This is a genomic window from Nitrospira sp. (assembly GCA_030692565.1).
Lineage (GTDB): Bacteria > Nitrospirota > Nitrospiria > Nitrospirales > Nitrospiraceae > Nitrospira_D.
This window is the reverse complement of sequence record JAUYAO010000050.1, coordinates 60,720-85,143: the sequence shown is the minus strand read 5'-3', so window position 1 is coordinate 85,143 and position 24,424 is coordinate 60,720. Positions and strand designations below refer to the sequence as shown.

The window sequence follows — 24,424 nt, the reverse complement described above, 5'->3', positions numbered from 1 at the left end:
CGCATTTCTATTCTGTCGACCCCTCCACGTACTTGGAAAAGGCTTGGAATTGATACTTAGCAAAAGTATAGCGATCTTCCAAAATCAATCCGTTCACGAGAATAGATCGCTCTTTCCGGGAATGCCCTGTGAAGATAACGATTCGGCACCAGAGAATGCTGAACCTGTTCAACGAAGGAGGGCCATCACGGCCAGACACACCAGCAGATTGTTCGTTGCATGCGCAATCATGCCGGGGATTAGGCTGCCGGTTCGCTCATAGAGCCAGGCCCAGAGCACGCCGCTCCACAGCACGCTGAGAAAGCCGATGAGGCCGTACCCGTGCGCAAGGGCAAAGATGCCGGCGCTGATGAGGGCCGCCGGTAATGGATTCAAGCGGCGGCGCAGGATCGCATACAAGATGCCGCGAAACGCCAGCTCTTCGAAAATCGGCGCAAAGACCACATACTCCAGCAAGCTGATCGTCAACACCGAGCCTGAGGCCCACACCAGATCAGGGTCGAACCATTCCGTCCAGTGGTTGGCCAGGTGCAACGACTCGGCAAGCCGCCCCATCACCCACTCGCCCCATAGCCCGGCCGCGACCACCGCGAGCACCACACCCGCCAGCCGCCCGACCTGCCTCCACTGGATCTGAAGGCCAAACCCGGTGAGGAAACTCAGCCCCGATGGTCTGAGCAGATAGTAGTACGCCATCCCCAACAACGGCAGGTTAGCCATCGGAATCGCGACGGCGCGCAGAGAGACATTCTCTGCGGGCGCCATTGAAATGAATGCCAACGAGAGCACCGCGCCCAGTGCCCCGCCCCGCAAGAGCACTGCCGTGCCGATGCCTCCGGGCCAGGGCGGCGGCACCCCGGGCTGATGCAAACGCAGGCCATCGACCCGTCGAATCCCTAGCCAGGCAAATCGCAGCAGCATGAGGGATCCGCCGATCAGCCCCAACAGCTCCAGGCCCGTGAGCAGTTGTGAGAACCCTTGGATCCGCGCCCCGCGGGCATGCATCTGTTCGCGCACGGTCGCGCCCAAGGCCACGTCACCCGCTCGCTCAGCCAAGGCTGCCGCGAGATGATTGTAGAACCACCCGGCCGGGAGGGCCTCAGCCAAGGCAGCCTGCAATTCCACTTCACGTTCGCTCGTGAGCGAGCCCTCGCCATAGGCGGCGTCGATGAACGCTGCGTAGAGAAACAGCGGCGCATCCTCCTCGGCCCAGATGTTGGCGGCGGCCAGCGCTTCCGATGGATGACCGGATTCGGCCTGCAGAATCGCCAATCGCAATTTCGCTTCCGGCGATGCGGTCGCGGCCACAAGTTCTTGGTACCACTGGATCGCCTGCGCCCGCTCGACATCATTGCTGCCGGCCGTCCACTCTGTGACTCGCTGCTGCCAGTCCGGCGCCAGCAGCAAGCCGTCTTGCGCCTCCATCGTCCGGCTGACCATCAGGTCCAGCGCCCGCTCAGGATCCTCGAATCGATCAAGCTTGGGTGAATTGGAGGATAGCCAGAGCAGCGCCCCCAACGCCGTGAGGAGCAGCGTCGCAGCAAACAGACTGACCCCGAACGAAAAGCGCGGGCGATCAGGCCCGTTAAATGGCGATGGCGTCTCGGCCCTTCCTGTTTCGGCGAAACCTGTCTGGTCGCCCTCTGGCCTGCTTGCATCAATCATAGGGGTGACTATACCATCGGCCCCTCGCGGTCACCTATCCCTCGAAATGGCTAGATCCTCCCCCCAGGCTACTGAGAAAGTCCGCCAGCGGCGTTCTCGCTTCATTCAAAGGCTCAACGTACCGAAACGTACGCCTCGCCTCTTCACTCGCTGCGGCCTGGCTGAACGGCCCTTCTGAACAGCCTGTCAGCACACTGCCGAAATCCCGCCACTATCACGTGGCCTCTCACGCTGGACTTGGCTATACTTACCCCGCAAAACCGTTCGGAGACTTCGGCATGATGCGCGACTTTGTTCCTCCCCGGCGCCTGTTACTCGGCCCCGGTCCCAGCATGGTACACCCCCGTGTCCTGCAGGCCCTTGCCACGCCATTGCTCGGCCATCTCGATCCCGCGTTCCTCGGGGTCATGAACGATGTCCAGCAGTTGCTCCGGTTCGTGTTCGCCACCGTCAATCCGTTTACCATCGCCCTGTCCGGAACCGGATCGGCCGGGATGGAAGCGGCCATCGTCAACGTGGTGGAGCCGGGCGATGCCGTCATCGTCGGCGTCAACGGAGTCTTCGGCACGCGGCTCGCGACCGTCGTCGAACGATGCGGTGGCAAAGCGATCAGGCTGGAGATACCCTGGGGCCAGGTCATTCCTCCGGATATGATTGAGTCGGCCTTGCGCCGGTCTGGACCGGTGAAAGCCGTGGCGCTGGTCCATGCCGAAACGTCAACCGGCGCGTGCCAACCGCTTGAGGCGATCGGCTCGCTGTGCCGGGATCACAATGCGCTGCTGATCGTCGATGCCGTCACCTCGCTCGGCGGCATTCCGGTCGATGTCGACCGCCGGGGGATTGATGTCTGTTACAGCGCGACGCAGAAATGTCTGAGCTGCCCGCCTGGACTGGCGCCGCTCACAGTGAGTCCGCGAGCCCTGTCCCTCATCAAAGGCCGCCGCACTCCCTGCCAAAGCTGGTACCTGGATCTGGCGCTGGTCGCCGAGTACTGGGCCGAAGGGTCACGCGCCTATCATCATACTGCGCCGATTTCGATGCTCTATGCGCTACGCGAAGCGCTGCGACTGGTGGAGGAGGAAGGACTGCCCGCCCGCGTTGCGCGTCACCGGCTCAACAGCGAAGCCTTAGTCGCCGGGCTCATGGAGCTGGAGCTCATGCCGCTTCCCCTCGCGGAGCATCGGCTCCCGATGTTAACCTGTGTCACGGTCCCTCCGCATATCGATGACGCCGTAGTCCGCCAGCTGCTGCTCCAGATCTACGGTATTGAGATCGGCGGAGGACTGGGTCCGCTCAAAGGCAAGGTCTGGCGTATCGGATTGATGGGGGAGTCCAGCACGGAAGCGAACGTCTTGACGTTCTTGAATGCCCTTGAAGAAGTATTGATCCGATTCGGCTGGCTCTCGACGCCGGGGGTCGCGCTGCAAGCCGCCGCGCGAGTCTATAGCCGCACTGTGCGAAAGGAGTACCGAGCATGAGCCGTCCGCTCTTAGTGGTGCTAGGGGCCGTGGTCTTCGCGTTGATGAGTGTCATCCTTTTCTGGGTCTTCAAGCTGACGATGGCCAATTCCATGAAGACGGATATGGTCTCCCCTGAAAAAGTGGCGGCGTTTATCCAAGCCCTGCTCGAAGCCAATCGCAACAACTATACGGACAATGTCGTGGTGAAACTGCAGAAGGAAGGGATTCAGGCGCACGAACATTGGAAAGACGAACGCGGCGTTGCCTTGCCCGCCCAGTATCTGATGGAATCCGGCCGACTGGTGGCGATGAAAGATCTGAAGTTTTCGTTCCGCCTGGCCAGCCTCACGCCGATCTATGTCTGGAACGGCCCCAACAGTGACTTTGAACGCCTCGGCCTCGCCGCGGTGGACAAGAACCCTGACAAACCGCACTACGGGTACATCACCAAAGGGGGCACGCGCTACTTTCAGGCCATTTACGCCGACCGGGCCGGCTCGCAAGCCTGCGTCGATTGCCACAACCAACACTCCAACAGCCCACGCCGCGATTTCAAATTGAACGATGTGATGGGCGGCATCGTCATTACCTTCCCGGTCGGAGAATAGTCCCATGGCCATCGCCATTCAGCATGTTCGCCTCATTGACGGAACCGGCTACACAATCGAACGCACCACGGTTCTGATCCGCGGCAGTAAGATCGTCGCCACGGGGTCGAGCCGCACCATGACGATCCCGAAAGGCGTGACCAGAATCAACGGCCGCGGCCTGACGGTCATTCCCGGCTTGATCGACTGTCACGTGCACCTCTGTCTGGGAGGAGAGCCGGACGTCGTCGCCACGGTCGAGTCGGATACTCCTTCCATGACGCTGTTGAAATCGGCGCGCCATGCAAGACAAACCGTCGAATCGGGCTTCACGACCGTCCGCGATGTCGGCTCGCGCGACCACTCCATCTTTGCGTTGAAACACGCCATCGATGCGGGAATCCTGCCGGGCCCCCGCATTGTCGGCGCCGGTCTCGCGATCTGTATGATCGGCGGCCATGCCCGCTTCATCGGACAGGAAGTCGAGGGAATCGAGCAGGTGCAGCGGGCCGTCGACGCACAGCTCGCGGCCGGAGCCGGAGTGATTAAAGTCATCGCCTCGGGCGGGGTGCTTACTCCCGGGACATCACCCGATCAGGCGCAGATGACCATGGATGAACTCACGGCCGCCGTCGCGACCGCCCGCCGGGCGCAGAAGAAAGTCGCCGCCCACGCCCACGGGGCGTCCGGCATGAAAAACGCGATTCGCGCGGGCGTCCACTCCATCGAACACGCCACCTTGCTCGACGACGAAGCCGGCGAGCTGATGAAAACGCACGGCGTCTATATGGTCCCGACGCTCTCCGCTCTCTCGACCACCGCAGCAGGACGGCCGGGTTGCGGCATTCCCGTCAGCGCGCTCGATAAAGCCAAAGCGATGACCAAGCGCCATCAAGCGAGCTTCAAGAAGGCCCATCAGAGCGGACTCTGCATTGCCATGGGCACCGATGCCGGAACCCCCTTCAACTACCACGGAGACAATGCGCAGGAACTGGAACGGATGGTGGCGTTCGGCATGAGCCCGATGGAAGCGATTCTCGCCTCAACCGCGGCCGCCGCGCGCTTGATCGGCATCCATGACACGGTGGGCACTCTGATGCGAGGCCGGCAGGCGGATCTGGTTATCGTGGATGGCAACCCGCTCAAGCGGATTGAGTACTTGCGGGACCGCAGCAGAATCATGGGAGTGATGCAGGCGGGCAAGTTCGTCGCAGGACCGCTCTCGGAGACGTAAAACGTGAACGATCAGCGTCTCTCGTAAAAGAGCTCCAGGGCTGACGCGTATCCGTGAATGCGGCCTTTTCTGAAGCTGTCCTCCAGCTGTCCACGCATTGAGCGAAACCCGCCTTCGTCGCTCTTCTTCACCACTCCTTGCGATACCATCATCTCCGCGGCCACCTCGACAAGTCGCCCCTTGCGTGCTTCCATCTCCTCGGTGAGAAACTCATCCATCACTTCCGCCCCCCGTTCTGCGACCAGATCCTCTTTAAACGTGTCATAGCCCTGCGCCGCCACGGTCCGCTCGCGCAGGACAGCCAACTCGGCTTTCACTCTGGCCACATTCTTCACGAGCAGCGCAAACAGCTCTTTTCGCCCCTCATCGAAGAGCTTCTGCTCCATCTCATGGAAAATGGCGGACAGATCCACGAAGTCCGCGCGAGGCTCGTCACCCCAATAGAGCCGGTCATAGCTGCGCCGTTTCTCCGCATCGCCGACAATCTCATAGGCCGCGTTGATCTCGCGGATCTTCGCCTCCGCATCTTTGGCATCGGGATTTCGATCGGGATGATGCTGGAAGACCAGCTTTCGATAGGCCTTCTTGATCTCGTCGTCGGAAGCCTCCCGCGAGACGCCCAACACACGGTAGTAGTCCATTTGCGCCATGCGCGAAACTATAGCACGAGCTTTCATCAGGCTTCACCATGACTGACCCCACCCCCTTGACCTTCTCCTCATCCGGCTTATCTTCAAACCATGACACACAACACTACGCCCAAAGTACTGACGAACGACGAAAAGAAGGCTGCGGATGCCGCATTTGCCGGGCGTCCGTTCAACGATTCATGGTCCGCCTCTGCGCGGGTTGTCTATGATGGCATTGTGAGCGCCTTGCCCAAGGAAATCGTTGCAGCAATCCCTGAAGTTGACGCGGTGCTCGCGGAGCTGGACGCTGGGCTGCCGGCTATTTCAGACGTTGAACGCAAGACTCTTGTCGAGAAGGGCTCGGCGCAGGGAGAGTCTGAAGACGAGGCTAAAACAGGCCCGGCTGTCCCGACCATCAGGGACCGGCAGGAGGCGATTCAGTCTGGAATATTGATCGACGTCACGCCGACCGCCAAGGAACTTGGTCTCACATTTCCAGTCACGATCACCAAGCCGCTGTGGGACATCGGGATTGTCACGAATCAATCGCTCTCCCAGGAGGAGCAGACAGGACGGCTTCGGGATATCTTGATGGCGTTCAGGCTGAGACTCGCGAGCCTTGCGACTATCTCGCCCTTGATCGATTTTCCGGCGCTCCTGGCGATGCCGCCGAGCACGGTCCCGCAACCGGTCCCGCTGTTCGCCATTATTCAGCCGGATGCTGGGAACCAGGCCAATGTGACGCTCTTGCTGCCGAACGAAGTATCGCTCACGATTACACCGTCGAACTAAACGCAGCTCGACGGTCAACGGCGGATCAGTTTCTCGATGAACGATCGCTCTTCTGTCTCTGTCTTGACCAGCCCATCCAAGTGCGCGTCACGAAGCTGCGTGAGCACCTTGCCGTAGATCGGTCCCGGCTTGATGCCCATTGCCTGAAGTTCTTTCCCGGTGAGCCGAGGCTTAGCCTGTCTCCAGGCCGTGAGATACGCCGACACTAGCCGCTTCACCCGTTCGGACGGGCTCTGGGCCATGATGGCCACCAGCGCTTCATCCTGCACGCCCTCCAATATCCGGCAGACCCCGGATGGTTTCAGCGGTGGTTGCTTGCTCAGCTGTCGTAACAACCGATGGGCTCCTCCCCGCATGCCTTTCAATGTCGTCGCCTCACGCTCAGTGAAAGGGAACCGTTTCAACAAATCCGTCACCCCGCGATCAGGCAAGACCAACGCGATCGCCATCATGTAGACCAGCCAGGGCTCCAGCTTGTGATCCAGATAGAGCAGCCGGTACCAATCGAGTGTTTCCTCGACAGCGAGCAGCAACTTCTCGAGCCGTGGGGTCCAGACGAGCTTCGGATGGATGAATCGCAGCAGATCAAGTTCCGCCAACCGCTTCAATCCCGACTTCGGCTCCCGCTCTGAACAGAGCGCCTTCAATTCTTCCAAGAGCCGGTGGCCGGAGAGTTTTTGGAAGAGCGCCATCTTGACGGCAGCCTTCACCAGCGCCAATGTGTCTTTCCCAAGATGGAACCCGAACCTGGTCTCAAAGCGGACCGCACGGAACACGCGCGTGGGATCTTCGACAAAACTGAGACTATGGAGCACGCGGATGGCCTGATTCTTCAGATCCCGCTGACCGCCATAGAAATCGAGCACCTCTCCGAATCCACGGCCATTCAAACGAACCGCCAGCGCGTTGATCGTAAAATCCCGGCGATACAAGTCTTTCTTAATCGAGCTTTGCTCGACGGTGGGAAGCGCAGTCGGATATTCGTAGTACTCGGTTCGGGCGGTGGCCACATCGAGCTTGAACCCGTTCGGCAGGACGATGACTGCGGTCCCAAATCGCTCGTGCACCGTGACGCGCGCCGACTGCTCCGCTGCCAACTTTCGCGCAAACGCGATTCCATCCCCCTCGACAACCAGATCGAGATCGAGGTTTTCGATCCCGAGCAACAGATCCCGCACGCAGCCGCCCACCACATACAGCGGCAAATCCAGCCGATCCGCCAACTGCCCGGCTTCCTTGAGCAGCGTGAAGAGGGGCGCCGGCAACTTTTCTTGAAGATGTCGTTTGAGATTGCGGTGATGCAGCGGCCCTGGCACGCCGGCCGGGTCCGTAACTTTCGGGCGAATCTTCACGGAGCGCAGGACATCGTCATGCCACGCCCTAAGCAGATCCGTACGTGTAATGACCCCGACCACTTTCGTGCCCTCAAGAATCGGCACGAATCGCTGATTGCGCTCCAACATCGCCTGCTCAATGGCATGGAAGTCGGTGTCGGGATTCGCGGTGAACTGATCCGCTTGAAGAATGTCGGCCGCCGTCAGCTTGCCCAATCGATGAAACAGCGCCTTCTGTATTTGCTCCCGGCTGACCAACCCGGCATACCGGTCTTTGCCATCCAGCACCGGCAGAACGTTCACGCCGTAGTTGGTCATGCGCTGTTCCGTTTCAGTTACGGTGGCGTCTCCGCTGACCGTCTTGACCGGCTTGGTCATGACATCCTTGGCCAACAGCGTCGGCCGGTACCGCTGCGTCAACAACTGGACGAGCCGCTCCTTCACTTCTGTGAGCGTCTGCCCTTTGACAATCGCGGCCGCCGCCACTGCATGGCCCCCCCCGCCGAACTCCTGCGCAATCCATCCGACATCGATCTCCGGCGCGCGGCTGCGGCCGATCACTTCCACATGCTCCTCGTTCATCACGACGACCAAGATGGCGTCCACCCCTTCAAGCTCGGCCAACTGATGCACCGCTTCGGCCGCTTCCACACGATCGCGATCGAAGGTGCTCGTTGCCACCAACACCTTCCGGCCTTCCAGATAGTGCACCTCACTGTGCTGCAGGAGATCGTTCAGCAACGCGACAATATTCGGATCAAGCGGCTGGTGCAGCGTCTGAGCGATGAGCTTCAGATCGGCCCCGGCGCCGATGAGAAACGCCGCGGCCTGCAGATCGCGCGGAGTGGTCGAGGAGTATGTGAATGACCCGGTTTCATCATAGAGGCCGAGCGCCAGGACCGTCGCTTCCACCGGCGTGAGCGGGACACCTGCCTCTCGCACCCGTTCAATCAGCATCGTCGCCGTCGCCCCGACGGTCTCGATCACCTGATCGATGGATTTCCCGATCGATGGAGCCCCGGTCCCTCTGGGGTCTGCTCCATGATGATCGAAGACCTGCACCTCGACCTTCGGATCCAGCCAACATTGTTTGAATGGACCGATGCGATCGGGGTCATGGGTATCGACCAGAATCAACTTCGTCACTTGTGCAAGATCGAGATCTTTGAGCTTGGTGAGATTCAGGTCATGCGCCAAGAGAAAGGCATGCACCGCTTCCTGTGCCCCGCCGGACAGTACCAGCCGTACATCGGGGGACAACTTGCGCACGGCGACCATCGAGGCCAAGCCGTCGAAGTCCGCGTTGTGGTGAGTCGTCACGACTTCCATAGCGCCATTCTAGCAGGGTCGAGAACCTTGCGAAATGCGAGGGTTTACCTTTTCGCCTTCCGCTCGTCTTATTGAGTGACAGGTCGATTGGAGGGGGCTCTCCCGATCAGAGAGCCGGACGGGGCTCCCTCAGCGACAATTGCAACCAGCCTTTACCGCGAGCTCTCTTCCACTCAAGGAGGACGAATGATGATGAACACTCTACTGAAAGTCGGAATGTTGGCCAGCCTGGTGATGGCCATCGCGGCCCCGGCCATCATGCCGAATGTCGTGTTCGCGCAAGCGGATGTCCGCCAGGAAGACCGGCGCGCGGATCGGCAACAGGATCGGCAGAACGACCGCCGGGAAGACCGGCAGAATGATCGGCGGGAAGATCGGCAGCAAGACCGTCAGATGGACCGGCAACAGGATCGGCAGCAGGACCGTCAGATGGATCGCCAACAGGATCGCCGGGAAGGCCACCGCGCCGACCGTAGTGGCCGAGGACGGTAACACATCGGAGCAGAACGACCAGAGGGGCGCACGACAGCTGTCGTGCGCCCCTTCTTGATTACCGATGAACCAAACAGGACCTAGCGATGCCGTTTGCCCTGGGCATCATGCTTCTCGCGCGCGATATGCCGCGAGGCACGATCCTGCGCGCGATCGATCCTGGCCCGTTCGCCCTTCGTCACAACTCCATCGGCCTTTGCTTTATCTTCGATCTTATTGATGTGTTCCTGTTGCTTGTTTAACCGGTTCGCTTCCCGCTCATTCAACTGACCGCTGGTAATCCCCTGATCGATCCGCTTCTCTTGATTGGCCTGCCGCTGATCGATCACCGGCGTCTCCGCCTGCGCAAACGCCGTCCCGCTCATGCCAAGCACCAACACGCCAACCGTCAACATCATCGTCTTCATCGATACCTCCCTAGGATAAAAGGTTGAGCCCTCGTGCTCTCATCAACGCGCAGCCATCTGCTCCGTTGACAGAACCTCTATCCGGGGAACACCTGACTGGATTTATGTATCAGGAGGCACCTGGGCTGTCCAGATATTCTGAGCAGAGCAAGAAAGAGGACGGGTATCGAACCAGGTATGGAGCCTGGGGAATCGCTCTGCTAGCGATCACGCCCGCCGTGCCCGCTCCCGCTCCGGTCAGGCCGGCTGCCGCGGTCCTCGCGCCCGCCACGATCATCGCGGCCTCCGCGGTCTGAACTGCCGCTACGATCCATACGATCGCCACCGCCAGATCCGCCTTGATCGCTTTCGCGGAAGATCCGATCCGCACGTTGCCCCTTGGAAACTTGATCCTTGATGGTCTGTAGATTCATGCGACCTTGCTGAAGGTCGGCTCCCCGCCGCTTGATTTCACGGGCCAGGTCGCTCAGCTCTGCCGACCGATAGCCCTGCCGCATTCCTTCTGCAACCAGCGCGGTACCGTCTTTCGAGGGAATCTTGGCTTCCTTCAGGATCGCCAGACTCTTTGCCCCGGAGGCTAACGATTCTTGCGAGACCTTGGCGCCTCCGCCTTGGGCCGTCTTTGCAAGCTCGCGCACGTCTTCGGCGGTCGCGCCGCGGCTCAGCGCCTCCGCCAACCCTTCCAGCGCCCGTTGCCGATTGCCCTGGGAAACGTCAACCATCCCCTTGCTGATCGATTCCTGCAACACGTCATGAGCCGATTCAAAATGGGAGACCAATTGGCGCAATACCGGATCGATGCGCTTCGGTTCGACTCCCTTGGCCAAGCCTTCTTTGACTTTGTTCGCCAGCGGCTCGGTCGGGAGACCTTTTTCACCGGCTTTCGTCACCTGCTCAAGGAGCGCATTCACCTCTTCCGCAGAATGGCCCTGAGCCGAGCGCAGCCGATTGATCTCTTCCCGGTCCTGGGTCGAGAGAGAGTCCGCCAGTACGGGCGAAGCACCCAGACACATCGCCAGACCGATCAGCCACACCGGTATGTTCATCGTGCTGCGCATAGTCTTATCGAACGATCACGACTCCGTTGGTTTGCCCGAATCCGTCTGTCACGAAATCCTCCGCCAGCGGCGGCACGACCCACTCTTTTCCGTCGACCAGGTACATGAAGGTGTGTTCTCCCGGCCGTAGCATCACCTCGGCGATCCAGATCCCCGTCTGCCCTTCTCGCTTCATCGACGTCGCACCCTTGACCCACCCGTTGAACGAACCCACGACATACACGGTAGTGGCCGCAGGCGCGAGGTAGGTAAACCGCACCCCGCCCGTCACCGGCCTGGGCATATCGGGCTTGAGCGTCGGCGCGCAGGCGCTCATGGCCAGTACCAGCGCCACGCTCCACATCGCGATTTTGAGTCCGCTCGTCATGGGCCGCAGAGTACCCGACAGCCGAATACGATGCAAGGAAGCATGTCCTAGGTTCAGATCCTGACATCAAGCACCGCATTTTCCGCTCCAAAGCCGTCGCCGGAGGCTTCGCCCGCCAGGGGATCGGCAATCCATTGTTTCCCGTCGATCACGAACATGTATTGATACCGGCCGGGCTTCAGGGAAATCGTCGCCGTCCACATGCCGCCTTCCGACCGCTCCAGCTTCGTCTGCCCGGGATTCCACCCATTGAAATCACCCGCGACTGCGACCGACTGCGCGCCCGGTTGCAGCAACACCAGCCGGACGAAGACCTTTGACTCCCGATCCGTGTTCGCGGCAATTGTCTGAACCGGGGTCGCAACCACAGGAACTTCAACGATTCGCTCCGGCACCATCTTGACGACTCCCACCATCGCCACCATCGCCACACAAGTTGCCGCCATCGCTCCGGCAAGATTCCACTCCAGCGTATGCGGCACGGTCACGGCCGCACAGACACGATCCCAGAGACTGACCGAAGGGGGAGCCAGTTTCGCTTTCAACTGGCTCATAAACTTCGCCGATGGCGTAAGCCTCGGCAGTTGCGCCGCCTCCGCCACCACCATCTCAAGATTGAGCCATGTCCGGCGCAAGGCGGGATCGACATCGACCGACTGGAGAAACGCCACCCGCTCCTCCGGCGTCAGATCTTGATCGAGAAACCGCTGCACCATGAGTTCCTGCTCATCCATTGCCTTCACCTTGCCTCGATCGCCGGACGCTATCGCGTCGGATTCAGTTCCGTCAGTTCGCGGCTGAGTTGCACCCGTCCCTTGTAGACTCGCATCTTCAACGTATCGCCGTTCACGCCCAAGATCTCCTGCATTTCCTCGTAACTCAATCCTTCGACATGCTTGAGCACAAAGGCCTCGCGATAGAGCGGCGGCAACCGCTGGATCGCTTGTTCGAGTTCCAGGGCAACCTGCTGTTGCGAGAGGAGCCGCTCCGGCGTTCGATCTTCTGCCACATGCACATCCAGCCCCTCGTCCACATCGACATCGTATAGCCCCTGGCCGGGCCGTTTCACCCGCAGCCAGTCTTTGCACTTATTTGTGGCGATACGATACAGCCAGGTTGAAAACTTCGCATCCGCCCGGAACGTCGACAGGGACTTGAACGCCGACAGAAATGTTTCCTGCGCCAGATCCTCGGCCTCGGCTCGATTCCCGACCATCCGGTACGCGAGATTGACGATCGTCGCGGCGTGGCGATCGATCAGCTGACCGAAGGCCTCCTGATCCTGCTTGAGGCTGCGCGCCACAAGCGGGGCATCGTCAGGCCCTTCTCGGTGATCCTGTGGCATCATCCGCTCCACTCACCCGGCCTGACTGCCACCGGACTGTCTGCTTCGGCCGACTTGATTCATTAGACGCGACAACTCCCGATTCGTAAACGGCACAGCCATCCGTCAAAAGCGATAGCTGGTTCCAACCGTCAGCGCATAGGCTGGCGCACCGTCGGATAGCCCCACCGTGACTCCGCCTGAAAAACGCCAGGCCGACGAGGCCGTATAGTTCGTGGCAACAAAGACATCCCGGGCATTCACGAACCCGCGGGCAATCGCCCGATACTCTTCATAATACACGCTACACAACACATCTTTAGTGACGTAGTAGCCGGCCCCTACGTCATACCAATGCTGGTTCTGAAAGTTGATCCCCTCGGGATCGCCGATGACGTTGTACCCGCCATCCAAAAATGCGATCCACTTATCTCCCAACATTTTCGAGATTTCGATGCCTGCGCCGTAGTCGAACGCGCCGGTTCCCAAACCCTGACTGGCGCTGGCGGTCGGCAACTTCATCCGTCCCGTCACCGCTATCAGCGGCATATAGTCGCCTTCTTCGACGGCATAGTAGCGGCCCCTGAGAATGATGTCGCCCAGGCCAGCCGTAGTGGTTTTTTGACCAGGCCTTCGGCCGGTCAGACAGGACGGCTTGTCTTCACCCGGCTCGCAGCTATTTGACCCTGAACCGCTATTACTTCCACTATTATCCTGAACTACAACCGGATTTCCTCCGACCAACGTCGCTCGTCCATCACTTGTCGCCGTCACAAAGGGAATCACGAGCGTCACATCCCCATCTTTGAACATCCGTCTGATTGATAAGGGCGCATAAAAAAAACTGCTCGTCGTATTCGTTCCGAACTTCCCGCTGCTATAACTCGGAGTAAACCCCACCTGCCAATTCTGTTCCGAAGGTACCGGCCCCAGGTCAGTCTTGTCTGCCGCCTGTACCTCAAGGCCCCACATCCCCATTACCGCAATCACACTCATAAGCGCCCTTATCCACTGTGCCTGCATCATTCCATCACCTTTCTCCATACCTTGCATCCCGCAGATCTGATAGCACAACGGCGCCGGGCAAGTCTCCCGGCGCCGCTGCCTGGCCACCCCTGACATTCAGCACTCGATTAGTTCCGCCCAGCCCTCTCAGGACGTTCAGGCCGCTCCGGTCTCTGCGGCCGCTCGGGGCGCTCCGGCCGTTGCGGACGTTCCGCTCGCTCGATGCGATTCGGCCGATCCATCTGAGCGGCTCGCGCATTGTCCCGTCCCTGCTGGCCGCGATCCCCGGCCACTTGATCGGCGCGATCCAGCCCGCGCACTTCGCCTCCTGCATTCGAGCGGCGATCTTCCCGCCGATCCTGCTGGCGATCCTCCTGCCGCACATCGCCTGCCTGCGCCACCCGTATATCGTCGCCACCCCGTCGGCTACCATTGTCCCCGCGACCGGAGCCGCTATTGGCAGATCCCGGGCCGCTGTTATCCGATCCGTGTCCGCTATTGCCTCGCCCGTTCCGGCCCCCACGATCAGTCCCCCCTTCGAGGCGAAACCGATCGAACTGCGCTTGAAGATTCTGCCGTTCAGGCTCTGTCAATTGGGAATGATCGATCCCTTCGATTCGCGCCCGCAGCTGCCCTTCCTCCCGTCCGACTCTTGCTCGAAGGTCGTTGCTGCGAAATGTCACATTGCGCTCCGCGCCAGTTGCGGAGGGCACCACCGTCGAGACTTGCCGGAGAAGATTCTTATTGGGATCGCTATTCAAAAACAACGCCCGCTGCTCCGCCTCGGTCAGAGACACGTTATGAAACTGCACCTCCTGCACTCCTGGCCGCGCAAACTGTGCTTGAATCGTCTGCTTCACCGCTTCGATATCCACCGACCTACTGGACGTTCTCGGCAACGCCCCGTGAATCTCCACCTGCCCGTTCTGAATCGGCGGAGCGGTCTGTGCCCAGACCGGATGTGCCAACACGAGCAGACTCCCTAATGCCCACACCGTTCTCCCCATACGTTGCAGCGTCTTCATATACATCCCTCCTACGTCGAAGTTCCTGAGGCAACCAACCCGGCCTTCCTACATTCTTCAGCCATATTGGACGGAGCCCGGCGTCTTTCGTAAACGCGCGCCCTCCCTCGGTGCGAAGCGGGGGCAGCGGGGAGATCCTCTGCCCTCGCCTCAAGACACAGACAGGGCTCCGATTCGCTAGTCTTCCAACTCAGCTTCCCGCCAGGCTACCACGCCCCCTACGATCCGCCCCTTCACCTTGACGAGGGTACTTACCTTCACCGCATTGAAGAACGCGGCGCGGCCGATGGGCTGATCGTTGAGTCCCTTGAACTCATCCTCGGAGATCCCCGACGTATTCACGGACACCCCCAGGATGGTCAGGTTCGGATTGGAGACCGCCCACACCGGTCCCTGCAAATCCACATCGTCAGTAGCCGACCGCTGCTCGACCCGCGTCGCGATCATCCCGGTCGTTCCGTTCAACCGTCCACGAACCCGCACATGATCACCCACCGACAGGTCATTCAATGATGCTCCGGTATCCGTCTTCACCTCTGTCTGGCTATCCACCGTCACCGTCACACCGGACAGACCCGTAACGTTGATGGTGCCGGTTCCAGTATTGATCGAAGCAATGTTCCCCTCCAGCCGCACCCCTTCGTGGAATTTGACGTGTTTGGCCGTCACGATGCCGTTGGCGAGCCGGCCTTCGGCAGACAGCTTCGCGCCGACGATGATCTCATCGATCGTACCGCCTCGAAATACCGTGTTCAAGGTCGTTTGCACACGCGTCGAACCGATGAAGAAGTCTCCCGGCCCAAGCACTTGCATCACAAATCCTTCGACTTCAAATTCATCCGCCTGCTGCACACCCTGATTCTCTGGCTCGACCTTCGACGCCGTGAGGGTGGTTGTCGTCGGATTGAAGCTGCCGGCGCCGGTCCCCTTGGCTTCGACCAGCAGGCCGTTCCAGGCATTGCCTGCTGGATTCGGCATATCGTTGATAAGCGCGGCCGTATAGATCACCGTCAGATTACCGATCTGGAATGTTCTGGCGCCCTCATTGTGACTCTTCACAAAACCGCGCACTTCCGGCGTCACGGTTCCCGCCGGCTTCTTTTCGATGAAGGTCGCCTGGATTACGCCGTTGGGGCGAATATGTCCGTTCACTTCGACGAAGTCCGTTCCTACTACCAGATTGCGCACCGACTGGGCTGGAATACTGTTGTCGATTAGGGTCGTATTATCGATCAGTACGGTCTGCCCCATGACCACGAGGCTCAAACCGTCTACAGCCACCGACTGAACCAACCCTTCCACAGCATCTCGCTGGCGAACCGAAACGGCTGACCGTTGATCTCCCGTCACAGACCCTATGACCGCGACCGTCATCCCCAACTTCAAGTCACTCTGGCTTCCAGACTGACCGTCAACGATGAACGACGCGCCTGAGGTCTCGAATTTCTTGCCGTTGACGTAGACGCTGCCGAACCCGGTGACGGTACCGGAAGCGGCAGCCGTGCCGTTGGCACTACCAGTGCCACTCGCTGCCGGCGCCCCGTTTCCCCCTCCGCTTCCACACCCCCACAACATTCCGACAAGCCCGATCGCGCCGACGAAATACACCATATTAAGTGTTCGTTTCATTGCCTGACTCCTGTGAATATTGAAATGGTTACGATTTCGATGCAGGCACCCCGTTCGTTTGCAATCCCGCCGGCCTCGATCCGTCCGCCAACACGTCTGCCGACCAGGCGACACGGGCCGGACACCATTGCCAGACGCCAAGGGTGATGATTCTCGTCAGTCCGGCCGGCAGACAGGCGGCCGTATTCACCGACACCTCGCGATTAATGACCCGCGTCGAAGCTCCGCAGCGGCTCAGATATGGTTCACTGGTCAGCTTATGAAGATCGAAGTGCGGCACGAAAAAAGCAACCACCGGCACCGGCAATACCGAGAGCGACGAATCGTCCACCCACTCGCTTCCGGCACAATGACCGTCCAACCCTGCCGTTCGCTTCACATCGTCTGGAACCAAGGTTGATGTGCACCCGGATAGCAGCAGAACACCTGAGAGAATACATACGCTTGTTTGTGCATAGACCTGTCGCATAGCCCCCTCCTTCCAACCCTGTTTGATGGGTTAGACGAGGGAGCATGGGAAAGGTAAACAATCGGCGTTAGCGAATATCCTGAAAGAAGGCTCTGGGGAGGACGGGCAGACGGAATTCGACATGGAGGATGATGAGGAGAACGCGGAGAAAGCTTCTCCAGACACCCATCTTCAAAAACTTCCGTGCATCGGTGACGACGGGCGGCGACAGCAGCAGCGGAGTGGTGACCGTGATCAGGCGTTCACAAAACGCCACGTCTTCAAGAATCGGCCGGCTGGGGAATCCTCCGAGTTGCTCAAACAAGGCGCGGCGGACAAAGAGTGCTTGGTCCCCGTAGATAATCCGGCTGCGGATACAGCGAACGTTGTCTAAGAATGAGATCAGCTTCAACCGCCAGTCGTCACCAGAAAACTGATGCATGAACCCACCGGCCTGGATCGCCGTCTCGGACTCCATCTCGTTTAACCGCTGAATCGCCCCGGACGGCACCAGGGTATCCGCATGGAGGAACAGCAACCACTCCCCTTGCGCGATGACAGCTCCGGCATTCATCTGGGAGGCACGGCCTTTCGGCGCCGCGAGCACGCGCACCGCGGGGACCGCGCCAGCCAACTTCGCTGTTCGGTCTGCGCTCCCGCCGTCAACGAGAATAACTTCGTAGTCACCAGGTTGCGCCACGAGCGCCTGAAGCGTCGCAGGCAGCGCCTTTTCTTCGTTATAGGCGGGAATGATGACGGAAACCATAGTGTACGCTTCAGTGATCGGCCGCTAAGACTCTGCCCTCGGTTCCACCAGCCACTCTGGCAGAAACTTCCGGACATCCTGCGCCCAGGCCGTGGGATCTTCGGCGATGGTTTCGAATAAATCGCTCAGCGCCAGCACCATCTGATCGGTCAGCGCGAGGTAGTCTTGGGCACGGCGGCTCAGGGTCACTGCATCGATACGACCATCGGCCATGGCCCGTTCCAGCATGCGCCGGCCGAAGCCATGATGGGCTTCTTCTTGCTGCAGCAGGATGCGCCGTAGCCGGCCGAAAGGCGCGGCGCGTTTCACCAACCCGTCCTCGATGCGCGTGAGAATCGCCTCTCCCAATCCTTCGAGAATGACCTGCTCGGCCAGGACGGTTTCGAGCAAGTCCTGACGGGCCAATGCATCATCGAGTATCTTCCGATACGTTTCCAAGGCCGGAAGAAACGGCGCGGCGCCCAGATGTTTGGGCGCGAGCCAGGCAATGGCCCCCCGAAACACGAACGCATGCGCCGACTCCTGCCGGGCCTGGCTGAGGAGAAACCGACGCGACGGCGCGTCCGGCGCCAAAGCAGCCTGAGCCTGCGCACACTCGTTCGCCATCCGTTCACCATGCTCAAGAAACGTCAGCAGCCGCGCGATCGGCACTTTCTCATCGGGGCCTACCAGCACACATCACCTCTGCGGTACGGGACCGTTCAGACTCCAGTCATAGTCGAGATACTCGATGCGATACGTATTTCCCGTGAGATCATGAGCTAATTCTTCATCAGCGATATAGCGCGCCACAAACCGCAGCACGGAGCCGGCGTGCGCGGAAAAGTCGTCCATAAACCAATCAAAGATCTTGGAGAGATAGGCAACCCTGTTGTCTCGATCAAACCGGTTCCTGGACGGATCATTAATAAACCCGCGCGTCACCTGCTCAAGTTGCTGCTCCAACGGTGTCCGGTCATAGGCCCAGGGCTGTAACTTGGGGCAGGAAGCGGACGCACAGACGATCGCGAAGTGCATCCGCGGCTCATGAAATTGCGCAATGAGAATGTCCCGCTCCAGATCGTACAGATTGATCGAGGCCCCTCCCGCGCGATAGGTCCGCCCGATGAAGTACCGATACCGCCCGGCCCACGTCCCGGGAGAATAGCCGTCCAAGATCCCCTTGATGGCGTAGGCGTTATAGGCATTGATCCAGAGCGCCAATCGATCGTCTTTCGGCAGACTATTCGGATCGACACGGTCCAAGTGATCCAGATACTGCGCGAACCGCCGGTCATCCAGAATAGCCGGATAATCCACCACCCCGTCCCGCACATGCGCCTGCAAAACCTGATCGAACGGCTGATGAGAGAATTCTCCCGAGGCCAAGGGCATGGCTGGGCGGTAATTCGTGGGCACCGTCGAACAACCGCCCAGCACCGCCATCAGAACAATCATCGCGACTCTCATCGCAACCACTCCTGCGCCCCTCACAACGTGACCGGCGTGCGCAGCGCTGTGAGTGGATGCCGCACAATCGATCCGACAATCCGGCTGTCGAGCCGATTGCAGGATGATCTTCCCGAACAGCTTGCAATCTCGTCCCGATCGAACCCTGCGAGAATATCACTCAAGGAGGCCGTCAGCAGATTTCCGGAACAGGGCAAGGAGAGACAGGGCGCCACGTTGCCGGACGCATCGATGGCGATACTATAGCGCCCCGCATCACAGGGCTCCAAATCATGCCCCTGCAACCAGCGAACATTGTCTTCCGTAAAGCGCTTCAGTGATCCCGATGGGATCAGCGCCTCATCGAGCAACTGCTGGAAGAGCATGCCGGCTTGTTGCCGCTCGTACATCAACGCCGGATCCTTCTTCCCGTACAGTCCCACCTCCCAATGATAGGCGCCGACCACCGGCAGAAATCCTTGCTCCGTTGCAAATCGGACGACCGCGGGAACCTCGGCTCGATTCAGTTCGCTCACAATGCACACCAGACACTTCTGATGCGGATACTCTTGGAGCAATGCGATCCCCTCACGCACCTGATCGAGTTGATCGGCACCGCGAATCTGCCGGTACCGTTCGCGATCCAGCGTATCCAGGCTCACGGATATCGTCACCCGATGCGGCGCCATTCTGTCCAGCAGCGGTGGCGTCAACTTTGTGCCGTTCGTGATGAGGGTGATGAAGAAGCCTAGGGCGGCAAGGTCCTCGATAATTTCCGGCAGGTCGCGGCGGAGCAACGGCTCCCCGCCCTGGAGGAAGACCATGCGCACTCCGTCCCGGTAGAGCCCGGTGAAGACCCGCCGGATCTCATCTCTGGTCATTTCATAACGGCCTTGGTTGAGCGGCAGATTGCAGTACCCGCAATTCGAGTTACAGCGTAAACACACCTGAAAGACGGCCAGCAACGGTTTGCCTCTAAGGAGGTTACGGACCGGAGCATAGAGTGTCCGAAGGACGCCCATTCTGGTTATGTCCCCATCCGATTACACACATGCCGACCGGTGCCATATGCTGTCATCCTGATCAGATTTGCACGGGCTACGGCCGTTTTTTTTCCCCTCACCATGCGGTCTACGTGTCCCTCCTTAGAACCACCTCCTAACCTATTGTTTCTCCAGGAAGTCCTCAATAGCCCGCTTTCGGCATGTGCCTTGCTGTATGGCCAACCAAGAACTATGCACCGTTCATTTCTAAGGAGGTTGTCGATGAAGAGCCAGATGAAGAGCCCCATGATGACAATCGCTGTTGCCGCCCTCGCCATGGTGGCGCTGGCCGCTGCGCCGGCGTTGGCCAAAGATAAAGAGGCGAAGAAGAAGTCGTCCGGCATGCACCATTCTTCTGCCGCAGCTGCCGCCTCGTCTACCGGCCATATTCCCGAAGTCGGCCATGCGCCGAAGGCAGGCGAGCACGACTCAAAGCCGGGTCCGGCCTGGAAGACCGTAGGCGGGACGCTCAAGCAAGTGGATGGTAATGCGTACATTGTTGAAGACTACGAAGGCAATCAGGTGAAACTGTATGTCGGCCAGGGGACGAAACTTGTCAAGCAGAAGAAGGTCGGGGACACGGTCCGCGCCGAGATCACGCGGGGTGGCTTCGCGAATTCCGTGCAGTAATTCCCATTTCGAGTCCGCGCACCCACCTCACGCGCGGCGGTGTCCCTGAGCGGGCTGGCCCTCAACAGGCCAGCCCGTTTTTTCTTACCTCACAGTGCTCTGAATCGCTGGCGCCGCACTCCCCCCCTAAAGCGGATCGCAACAAGCACCTCCGCTCGCTCGGGTTCAATCAGGGCCAGAATCACCTCGCTGACTTTTTCCCGCAAAGCTTCAATCAACGGATAAGGTCCCGACATGGATTCCCTATTTCTTCCCAATTGTATACATCTATCCTATAGGCGCAATCCACCTCAGTTACCTGGCCACCAGACCGTTCGCCCCTGCGGGCAGACCAGCCACGCTCGTCACAGGAGTGAGCTGCCCATTGCCGCGATCGACACGCAACACGTCAATGGTATGTGCCGTCGAATTGAGGACATAGAGGAACTTACTGTTTCCTCTCAAGGCCATATCGATAGGGGCGGCTCCGGTCGAGGCGGCCACAGACGCGAGCAAGGTCAGTGTCCCGTCCCGCCCGACGCGGTAACTGGAAATGTTGTTGCTGCCGGTGTTGCTGCCGAAGGCAAATTTGCCGTTCTTGGTGACGACGATCCAACACACCGCCGATTGTAAGTCTGGGACTGAGGCGCTGAGGAGCCTCAAGGAACCCTCGTGGAGCGCGTATGAAGAAACCGCGCTGGCGTTGGCTGCTCCACCGAACGCCTCGCTGACGATGAGAACCCCTCGCTTATTGAACGAAAATCCGAACGGGGTGATGCCGGACGAGGCATGAGAGACCGGGCCAGTCGCGATACCATAATCATCCACCGTATAGGTGTCGATGATCCGAGTGGCTTTTTCCGTCACCACCAGCGTGTCTCCTTCGGGATTAAATTCGACTTGTGCCGGCGCCGTTGCCGGACCGCTGAGCGGACGGGTCGATCCAGGGATGGGCTTCAACGTATCGCGGCTCGTCAAGACGAATCCCGCAATATTGCCTATGCCGCTTCCGCCCGCATTCAACACATAGACCCAGTCCTCATGCACGGCGATGCTGATCGGGCGCACACCGCCCGAACTCACCTTATCGGCCAGGACTAGGCCATCGGCACGGACACGAAATACCGACACCTCGTCGCTTCCGGCATTGACGGCAAAGAGCGTCTCTCCATCTTCACTCAGCACGATCGCCCCTTGATTACCAAGCCCACCCCCTGAGCCGACGCCTTGAGTGGGAAAACTCCCGGCCGGAACCAATGTGTCGCCACGCTGCTCAAACGCCAAAACAGCATTCCCGGACGAGGCATTCGACATGGTGTATACCATCTGCCCCTTCTGATCGGCAAAGACGTTGCCGATCAACCCTCCGGACAATGCCAATACGAGTGCCATCACGCGCACGTACATCTTTCTCATTTGCTGCCTCCTATGTTTGCCGAGTGGGTCGTTAGATAGACAACCCCACCGTAGCCAGGAAATATCACCAAACTCTCACGCATTGATCACATATTAGTCACAAGATGGAGTCGAGCGAGGCGGACTTCCTTAATACTCTGCTACAGAATTCTGGTGAGGATGAGATAGGCGATACAAGCGAGGAGAGCCGACGCGGGCAGTGTCACCGCCCAGGCCAGGACCATGTCGCGAACCGTCGTCCAGCGTATGACGTTCAGGCCTTTGAGAAGGCCGATTCCGATAATGGCCGAGCTGCTGACGTGGGTCGTCGAGACTGGCAGCCCCAGTGTTCCCGAGACCAGGACCAGTAAAGACGTGGTCAGGTTTGCAGATAATCCTTCCGCATGGTCCATGCGCGTGACTTTTTCGGCGAGCACTTCAGTAACGCGCAGCCCTCCGAAGTAACTGCCCAGTCCCATCGCCAGGGCGACCCCTCCGAAGGCGGCAAGCTGGGACGAGGTGCTGGGCCATGCGGCGGTCGCACTGCCGAGCAGAAGCATCGCCACGATCTTCGGCGCGTCGTTCGTGCCGCGGGCAAACGACGCAAGGCCGCTGGAGCTCCAGTGAATCGTATCGAGTCCCACGACCAGCCCCTGTAAGCCGGCGCGGTCGCATTGAGAAGGCACCGCGATCACCGGCTGTCCGAAGTGTGTGGTTTGAAACAAGGTCCTCGTTCCCCCACGAGGATCGATCGCCACCAGCGCCCGAGAGGCCGGCATCACGCACAAGCAGGACCCTTCCCATTTCCTCGCGAGCGCGCGAACATCTGGATGGATGAGCAGAGAGACCGTGAGGGCGAGGAACGGACTGAGCAACAACGGAAGGGCAATCTTTTTCCCGATCGCGGGCCAGATCAATCCGTCTCCGGCGAAGGCGACGAAGCCGGTGCCGACGATGGCCCCGGTGAGCGCATGAGTCGGTGAGACAGGGAGGCCCGTGCGCGAAGCGAAGAGGACCCACGCCATCGCCCCGGTTAGGACCGCCAGGGTAGCGGCCGGTTCGATGATCGTGCCGGCCTGGACGAGGCCATGGCTGAAGGTCTTCACCATCGCACTCGCAACAAAGGCCACCGCCGCTGCTCCGATCACGGTCCAGACAGCGCCCCAGGCGATAGCCGACCGAGAATCGGTGACCCCGCTGCCAACTAAGGTCGCGATCGCTTTCGAGACGTCGTTGGCTCCGTTTGCGAAGGCGAGAGCGAACACGAGAGCGAAGGCGCGCAGGGAGATGTCCATCGTAGCCCTTAGGAGGTGACGGATCCGCCACAAGATGACCCGGTCCCTGCCGTACAGCCGTAGCAATGGTTGCGCGTCGTGATCTGGCGGTGATTGAGTTGAACCGGATCAAAGTTGCGGATATGGGCGGGCGCACCATGATCCACCGGCAGATCGAGCATCTGGTTGAAGTCGCAGTCGTAGAGGGTGCCGTCCCAACTCACGGAGATCGTGTAGCGGCACATGACGCCGGCTGCGGCCGTGGGATTGAAGGCGTTGGCCAATCGCTCCATATATTGCTCGTAGTTGCCGCTCTCCAGGAGAAACTCAAGAAACCGGCTGATCGGCATGTTGGTGATCGTATAGAGATGGTTGAACTCGACGCCATGACGAGCCCGGAGCTCTTTTCGAAACTGCGCTTCGATGGCCTCTTGCCTGGGAGGGAGAAAGGCTCCTACCGGATTGCAGACCAGGTTCAAGGCGAGGCCGCTATCGGGACGGCCATACCCGAGTGTATTCAAGAGTTGCAGGGCCTCGACGGATTTCTCAAAGACTCCTTCGCCCCGCTGCGCATCGGTCTGGCTGGCGCGGTAATAGGGTAGCGACGCGACGATTTCCACACGATGCCCGGCGAGGAACTCTGCCAAGTCCGCTTGGGACGGGAGGAGCAACACAGACAAGTTACATCGATCCATCACGTGGCGACCCAGTGCCCGGCTCTGTTCAACCAGCCAACGAAAGTTCGAGTTCAGTTCGGGTGCTCCGCCCGTGATATCGACCATCGGAATATCGGTCTTCGCGAGAGCCCGGATGCACTGCTCCGCTGTTTCTCCGGACATGCTTTCGGTGCGATCCGGTCCCGCATCGACATGACAGTGCCGACAGGTCTGATTGCAGAGTTTGCCGACATTGATCTGAAAGACTGTAATCCCGGTGGCGCGCAGCGGGAGCAGGCCGATGTGATCGAGTTGCGTCTCGAAGGGGGGGGGCAGCTCGTGGTCCTCCCGAGTATCTTTAATTGCTCCGTTGGGGAGGCGAGGGGGTTCTGTTGTCCCAGCAGGGTCAGCGCCATAGGATTCTTTCTCAACATGCCGCGGCCCGTTTCAGAACCGATTACCGAGATC

Annotated in this window: 24 protein-coding genes and 1 pseudogene; 6 read left to right on the top strand and 19 right to left on the bottom strand. The window is 59.8% G+C overall.

The window, feature by feature from the left end:
- Window positions 1–168: 168 nt before the first annotated feature.
- The gene (locus Q8N04_13140; GenBank protein ID MDP3091619.1) at window positions 169–1,665 is read right to left on the bottom strand and encodes a CPBP family intramembrane metalloprotease; all 1,497 of its coding nucleotides are present in this window, start codon (window positions 1,663–1,665) and stop codon (window positions 169–171) included.
- A 278-nt stretch (window positions 1,666–1,943) separates the two neighbouring features.
- Here Q8N04_13140 and Q8N04_13135 point away from each other — a divergent pair, with 278 nt between their 5' ends.
- From Q8N04_13135 to Q8N04_13125, 3 genes are read left to right on the top strand one after another with little or no spacing between them, the layout of a single operon-like run.
- Window positions 1,944–3,143, top strand: coding sequence for an alanine--glyoxylate aminotransferase family protein (locus Q8N04_13135; protein MDP3091618.1), 1,200 nt, complete (start codon window positions 1,944–1,946; stop codon window positions 3,141–3,143).
- A complete protein-coding gene (locus tag Q8N04_13130; GenBank protein MDP3091617.1) occupies window positions 3,140–3,733 on the top strand; it encodes a DUF3365 domain-containing protein in 594 nt (197 codons plus the stop codon). The genes Q8N04_13135 and Q8N04_13130 overlap by 4 nt, the downstream gene beginning before the upstream one ends.
- Window positions 3,734–3,737: 4 nt before the next feature.
- Window positions 3,738–4,946: an amidohydrolase family protein gene (locus tag Q8N04_13125; GenBank protein ID MDP3091616.1), complete on the top strand. Its 1,209-nt coding sequence runs from the start codon at window positions 3,738–3,740 to the stop codon at window positions 4,944–4,946.
- 11 nt (window positions 4,947–4,957) lie between these two features.
- Here the strand turns inward: Q8N04_13125 and Q8N04_13120 are convergent, their stop codons facing one another.
- Window positions 4,958–5,623: a DnaJ domain-containing protein gene (locus Q8N04_13120; protein MDP3091615.1), complete on the bottom strand. Its 666-nt coding sequence runs from the start codon at window positions 5,621–5,623 to the stop codon at window positions 4,958–4,960.
- Window positions 5,624–5,686: 63 nt separating this feature from the next.
- Between Q8N04_13120 and Q8N04_13115 the strand changes: the two genes are divergently transcribed.
- Window positions 5,687–6,367: a hypothetical protein gene (locus Q8N04_13115; GenBank protein ID MDP3091614.1), complete on the top strand. Its 681-nt coding sequence runs from the start codon at window positions 5,687–5,689 to the stop codon at window positions 6,365–6,367.
- 14 nt (window positions 6,368–6,381) lie between these two features.
- Here the strand turns inward: Q8N04_13115 and Q8N04_13110 are convergent, their stop codons facing one another.
- On the bottom strand, window positions 6,382–9,030 hold the full coding sequence (locus Q8N04_13110; GenBank protein MDP3091613.1) for a CBS domain-containing protein: 2,649 nt from the start codon (window positions 9,028–9,030) through the stop codon (window positions 6,382–6,384).
- A 186-nt stretch (window positions 9,031–9,216) separates the two neighbouring features.
- Between Q8N04_13110 and Q8N04_13105 the strand changes: the two genes are divergently transcribed.
- A complete protein-coding gene (locus tag Q8N04_13105) occupies window positions 9,217–9,522 on the top strand; it encodes a hypothetical protein (GenBank protein MDP3091612.1) in 306 nt (101 codons plus the stop codon).
- Between the two features lie 80 nt (window positions 9,523–9,602).
- Here Q8N04_13105 and Q8N04_13100 read toward each other — a convergent pair whose 3' ends face one another.
- From Q8N04_13100 to Q8N04_13040, 13 genes are all read right to left on the bottom strand, one after another.
- Entirely contained in the window at window positions 9,603–9,929 is a 327-nt protein-coding gene (locus tag Q8N04_13100) for a hypothetical protein (protein MDP3091611.1), read from the bottom strand.
- 200 nt (window positions 9,930–10,129) lie between these two features.
- Window positions 10,130–10,975 (bottom strand): hypothetical protein, encoded by an 846-nt coding sequence (locus tag Q8N04_13095; GenBank protein ID MDP3091610.1) that lies wholly within the window; start codon window positions 10,973–10,975, stop codon window positions 10,130–10,132.
- 16 nt (window positions 10,976–10,991) lie between these two features.
- A complete protein-coding gene (locus tag Q8N04_13090; GenBank protein MDP3091609.1) occupies window positions 10,992–11,354 on the bottom strand; it encodes an isoamylase early set domain-containing protein in 363 nt (120 codons plus the stop codon).
- A 53-nt stretch (window positions 11,355–11,407) separates the two neighbouring features.
- Complete coding sequence (locus Q8N04_13085; protein MDP3091608.1) at window positions 11,408–12,088, bottom strand: isoamylase early set domain-containing protein; 681 nt, start codon at window positions 12,086–12,088, stop codon at window positions 11,408–11,410.
- 29 nt (window positions 12,089–12,117) lie between these two features.
- Window positions 12,118–12,702: a sigma-70 family RNA polymerase sigma factor gene (locus Q8N04_13080; GenBank protein ID MDP3091607.1), complete on the bottom strand. Its 585-nt coding sequence runs from the start codon at window positions 12,700–12,702 to the stop codon at window positions 12,118–12,120.
- 102 nt (window positions 12,703–12,804) lie between these two features.
- Entirely contained in the window at window positions 12,805–13,674 is an 870-nt protein-coding gene (locus tag Q8N04_13075) for a transporter (GenBank protein ID MDP3091606.1), read from the bottom strand.
- A 137-nt stretch (window positions 13,675–13,811) separates the two neighbouring features.
- A complete protein-coding gene (locus Q8N04_13070) occupies window positions 13,812–14,708 on the bottom strand; it encodes a hypothetical protein (GenBank protein ID MDP3091605.1) in 897 nt (298 codons plus the stop codon).
- Between the two features lie 177 nt (window positions 14,709–14,885).
- Window positions 14,886–16,337, bottom strand: coding sequence for a DUF5666 domain-containing protein (locus Q8N04_13065; GenBank protein MDP3091604.1), 1,452 nt, complete (start codon window positions 16,335–16,337; stop codon window positions 14,886–14,888).
- Between the two features lie 28 nt (window positions 16,338–16,365).
- Window positions 16,366–16,806 carry a hypothetical protein gene (locus Q8N04_13060; protein ID MDP3091603.1) on the bottom strand — a complete coding sequence of 147 codons (441 nt, stop codon included), beginning with the start codon at window positions 16,804–16,806 and terminating at the stop codon, window positions 16,366–16,368.
- Between the two features lie 67 nt (window positions 16,807–16,873).
- Window positions 16,874–17,551 (bottom strand): TIGR04283 family arsenosugar biosynthesis glycosyltransferase, encoded by a 678-nt coding sequence (locus tag Q8N04_13055; GenBank protein ID MDP3091602.1) that lies wholly within the window; start codon window positions 17,549–17,551, stop codon window positions 16,874–16,876.
- Between the two features lie 24 nt (window positions 17,552–17,575).
- Window positions 17,576–18,226: a ferritin-like domain-containing protein gene (locus tag Q8N04_13050; protein ID MDP3091601.1), complete on the bottom strand. Its 651-nt coding sequence runs from the start codon at window positions 18,224–18,226 to the stop codon at window positions 17,576–17,578.
- Between the two features lie 3 nt (window positions 18,227–18,229).
- On the bottom strand, window positions 18,230–19,000 hold the full coding sequence (locus tag Q8N04_13045; protein ID MDP3091600.1) for a DUF547 domain-containing protein: 771 nt from the start codon (window positions 18,998–19,000) through the stop codon (window positions 18,230–18,232).
- A 20-nt stretch (window positions 19,001–19,020) separates the two neighbouring features.
- Window positions 19,021–20,001, bottom strand: a complete 981-nt coding sequence (locus Q8N04_13040; GenBank protein ID MDP3091599.1) for a radical SAM protein — start codon at window positions 19,999–20,001, stop codon at window positions 19,021–19,023.
- Window positions 20,002–20,244: 243 nt separating this feature from the next.
- Between Q8N04_13040 and Q8N04_13035 the strand changes: the two genes are divergently transcribed.
- Window positions 20,245–20,652: a hypothetical protein gene (locus Q8N04_13035; protein ID MDP3091598.1), complete on the top strand. Its 408-nt coding sequence runs from the start codon at window positions 20,245–20,247 to the stop codon at window positions 20,650–20,652.
- Window positions 20,653–20,946: 294 nt separating this feature from the next.
- On the opposite strand, the gene Q8N04_13030 is transcribed toward Q8N04_13035, so the two are convergent.
- The 3 genes and pseudogenes from Q8N04_13030 to arsS form a co-directional block, all read right to left on the bottom strand.
- Entirely contained in the window at window positions 20,947–22,047 is a 1,101-nt protein-coding gene (locus Q8N04_13030; protein MDP3091597.1) for a beta-propeller fold lactonase family protein, read from the bottom strand.
- Window positions 22,048–22,187: 140 nt separating this feature from the next.
- The gene (locus Q8N04_13025; protein MDP3091596.1) at window positions 22,188–23,321 is read right to left on the bottom strand and encodes an inorganic phosphate transporter; all 1,134 of its coding nucleotides are present in this window, start codon (window positions 23,319–23,321) and stop codon (window positions 22,188–22,190) included.
- An 8-nt stretch (window positions 23,322–23,329) separates the two neighbouring features.
- Window positions 23,330–24,390: pseudogene (arsS, locus tag Q8N04_13020) on the bottom strand (arsenosugar biosynthesis radical SAM protein ArsS).
- Window positions 24,391–24,424 lie beyond the last annotated feature (34 nt).

What these genes read in the sequence shown, in the direction of transcription:
- Q8N04_13140 (MDP3091619.1), bottom strand. Translation starts at nt 1,665, where the DNA reads ATGATTGATGCAAGCAGGCCAGAGGGCGACCAGACAGGTTTCGCCGAA.
- Q8N04_13135 (MDP3091618.1), top strand. Translation starts at nt 1,944, where the DNA reads ATGATGCGCGACTTTGTTCCTCCCCGGCGCCTGTTACTCGGCCCCGGT.
- Q8N04_13130 (MDP3091617.1), top strand. Translation starts at nt 3,140, where the DNA reads ATGAGCCGTCCGCTCTTAGTGGTGCTAGGGGCCGTGGTCTTCGCGTTG.
- Q8N04_13125 (MDP3091616.1), top strand. Translation starts at nt 3,738, where the DNA reads ATGGCCATCGCCATTCAGCATGTTCGCCTCATTGACGGAACCGGCTAC.
- Q8N04_13120 (MDP3091615.1), bottom strand. Translation starts at nt 5,623, where the DNA reads ATGAAAGCTCGTGCTATAGTTTCGCGCATGGCGCAAATGGACTACTAC.
- Q8N04_13115 (MDP3091614.1), top strand. Translation starts at nt 5,687, where the DNA reads ATGACACACAACACTACGCCCAAAGTACTGACGAACGACGAAAAGAAG.
- Q8N04_13110 (MDP3091613.1), bottom strand. Translation starts at nt 9,030, where the DNA reads ATGGAAGTCGTGACGACTCACCACAACGCGGACTTCGACGGCTTGGCC.
- Q8N04_13105 (MDP3091612.1), top strand. Translation starts at nt 9,217, where the DNA reads ATGATGATGAACACTCTACTGAAAGTCGGAATGTTGGCCAGCCTGGTG.
- Q8N04_13100 (MDP3091611.1), bottom strand. Translation starts at nt 9,929, where the DNA reads ATGAAGACGATGATGTTGACGGTTGGCGTGTTGGTGCTTGGCATGAGC.
- Q8N04_13095 (MDP3091610.1), bottom strand. Translation starts at nt 10,975, where the DNA reads ATGAACATACCGGTGTGGCTGATCGGTCTGGCGATGTGTCTGGGTGCT.
- Q8N04_13090 (MDP3091609.1), bottom strand. Translation starts at nt 11,354, where the DNA reads ATGACGAGCGGACTCAAAATCGCGATGTGGAGCGTGGCGCTGGTACTG.
- Q8N04_13085 (MDP3091608.1), bottom strand. Translation starts at nt 12,088, where the DNA reads ATGGATGAGCAGGAACTCATGGTGCAGCGGTTTCTCGATCAAGATCTG.
- Q8N04_13080 (MDP3091607.1), bottom strand. Translation starts at nt 12,702, where the DNA reads ATGATGCCACAGGATCACCGAGAAGGGCCTGACGATGCCCCGCTTGTG.
- Q8N04_13075 (MDP3091606.1), bottom strand. Translation starts at nt 13,674, where the DNA reads ATGAGTGTGATTGCGGTAATGGGGATGTGGGGCCTTGAGGTACAGGCG.
- Q8N04_13070 (MDP3091605.1), bottom strand. Translation starts at nt 14,708, where the DNA reads ATGAAGACGCTGCAACGTATGGGGAGAACGGTGTGGGCATTAGGGAGT.
- Q8N04_13065 (MDP3091604.1), bottom strand. Translation starts at nt 16,337, where the DNA reads ATGAAACGAACACTTAATATGGTGTATTTCGTCGGCGCGATCGGGCTT.
- Q8N04_13060 (MDP3091603.1), bottom strand. Translation starts at nt 16,806, where the DNA reads ATGCGACAGGTCTATGCACAAACAAGCGTATGTATTCTCTCAGGTGTT.
- Q8N04_13055 (MDP3091602.1), bottom strand. Translation starts at nt 17,551, where the DNA reads ATGGTTTCCGTCATCATTCCCGCCTATAACGAAGAAAAGGCGCTGCCT.
- Q8N04_13045 (MDP3091600.1), bottom strand. Translation starts at nt 19,000, where the DNA reads ATGAGAGTCGCGATGATTGTTCTGATGGCGGTGCTGGGCGGTTGTTCG.
- Q8N04_13040 (MDP3091599.1), bottom strand. Translation starts at nt 20,001, where the DNA reads ATGGGCGTCCTTCGGACACTCTATGCTCCGGTCCGTAACCTCCTTAGA.
- Q8N04_13035 (MDP3091598.1), top strand. Translation starts at nt 20,245, where the DNA reads ATGAAGAGCCAGATGAAGAGCCCCATGATGACAATCGCTGTTGCCGCC.
- Q8N04_13030 (MDP3091597.1), bottom strand. Translation starts at nt 22,047, where the DNA reads ATGAGAAAGATGTACGTGCGCGTGATGGCACTCGTATTGGCATTGTCC.
- Q8N04_13025 (MDP3091596.1), bottom strand. Translation starts at nt 23,321, where the DNA reads ATGGACATCTCCCTGCGCGCCTTCGCTCTCGTGTTCGCTCTCGCCTTC.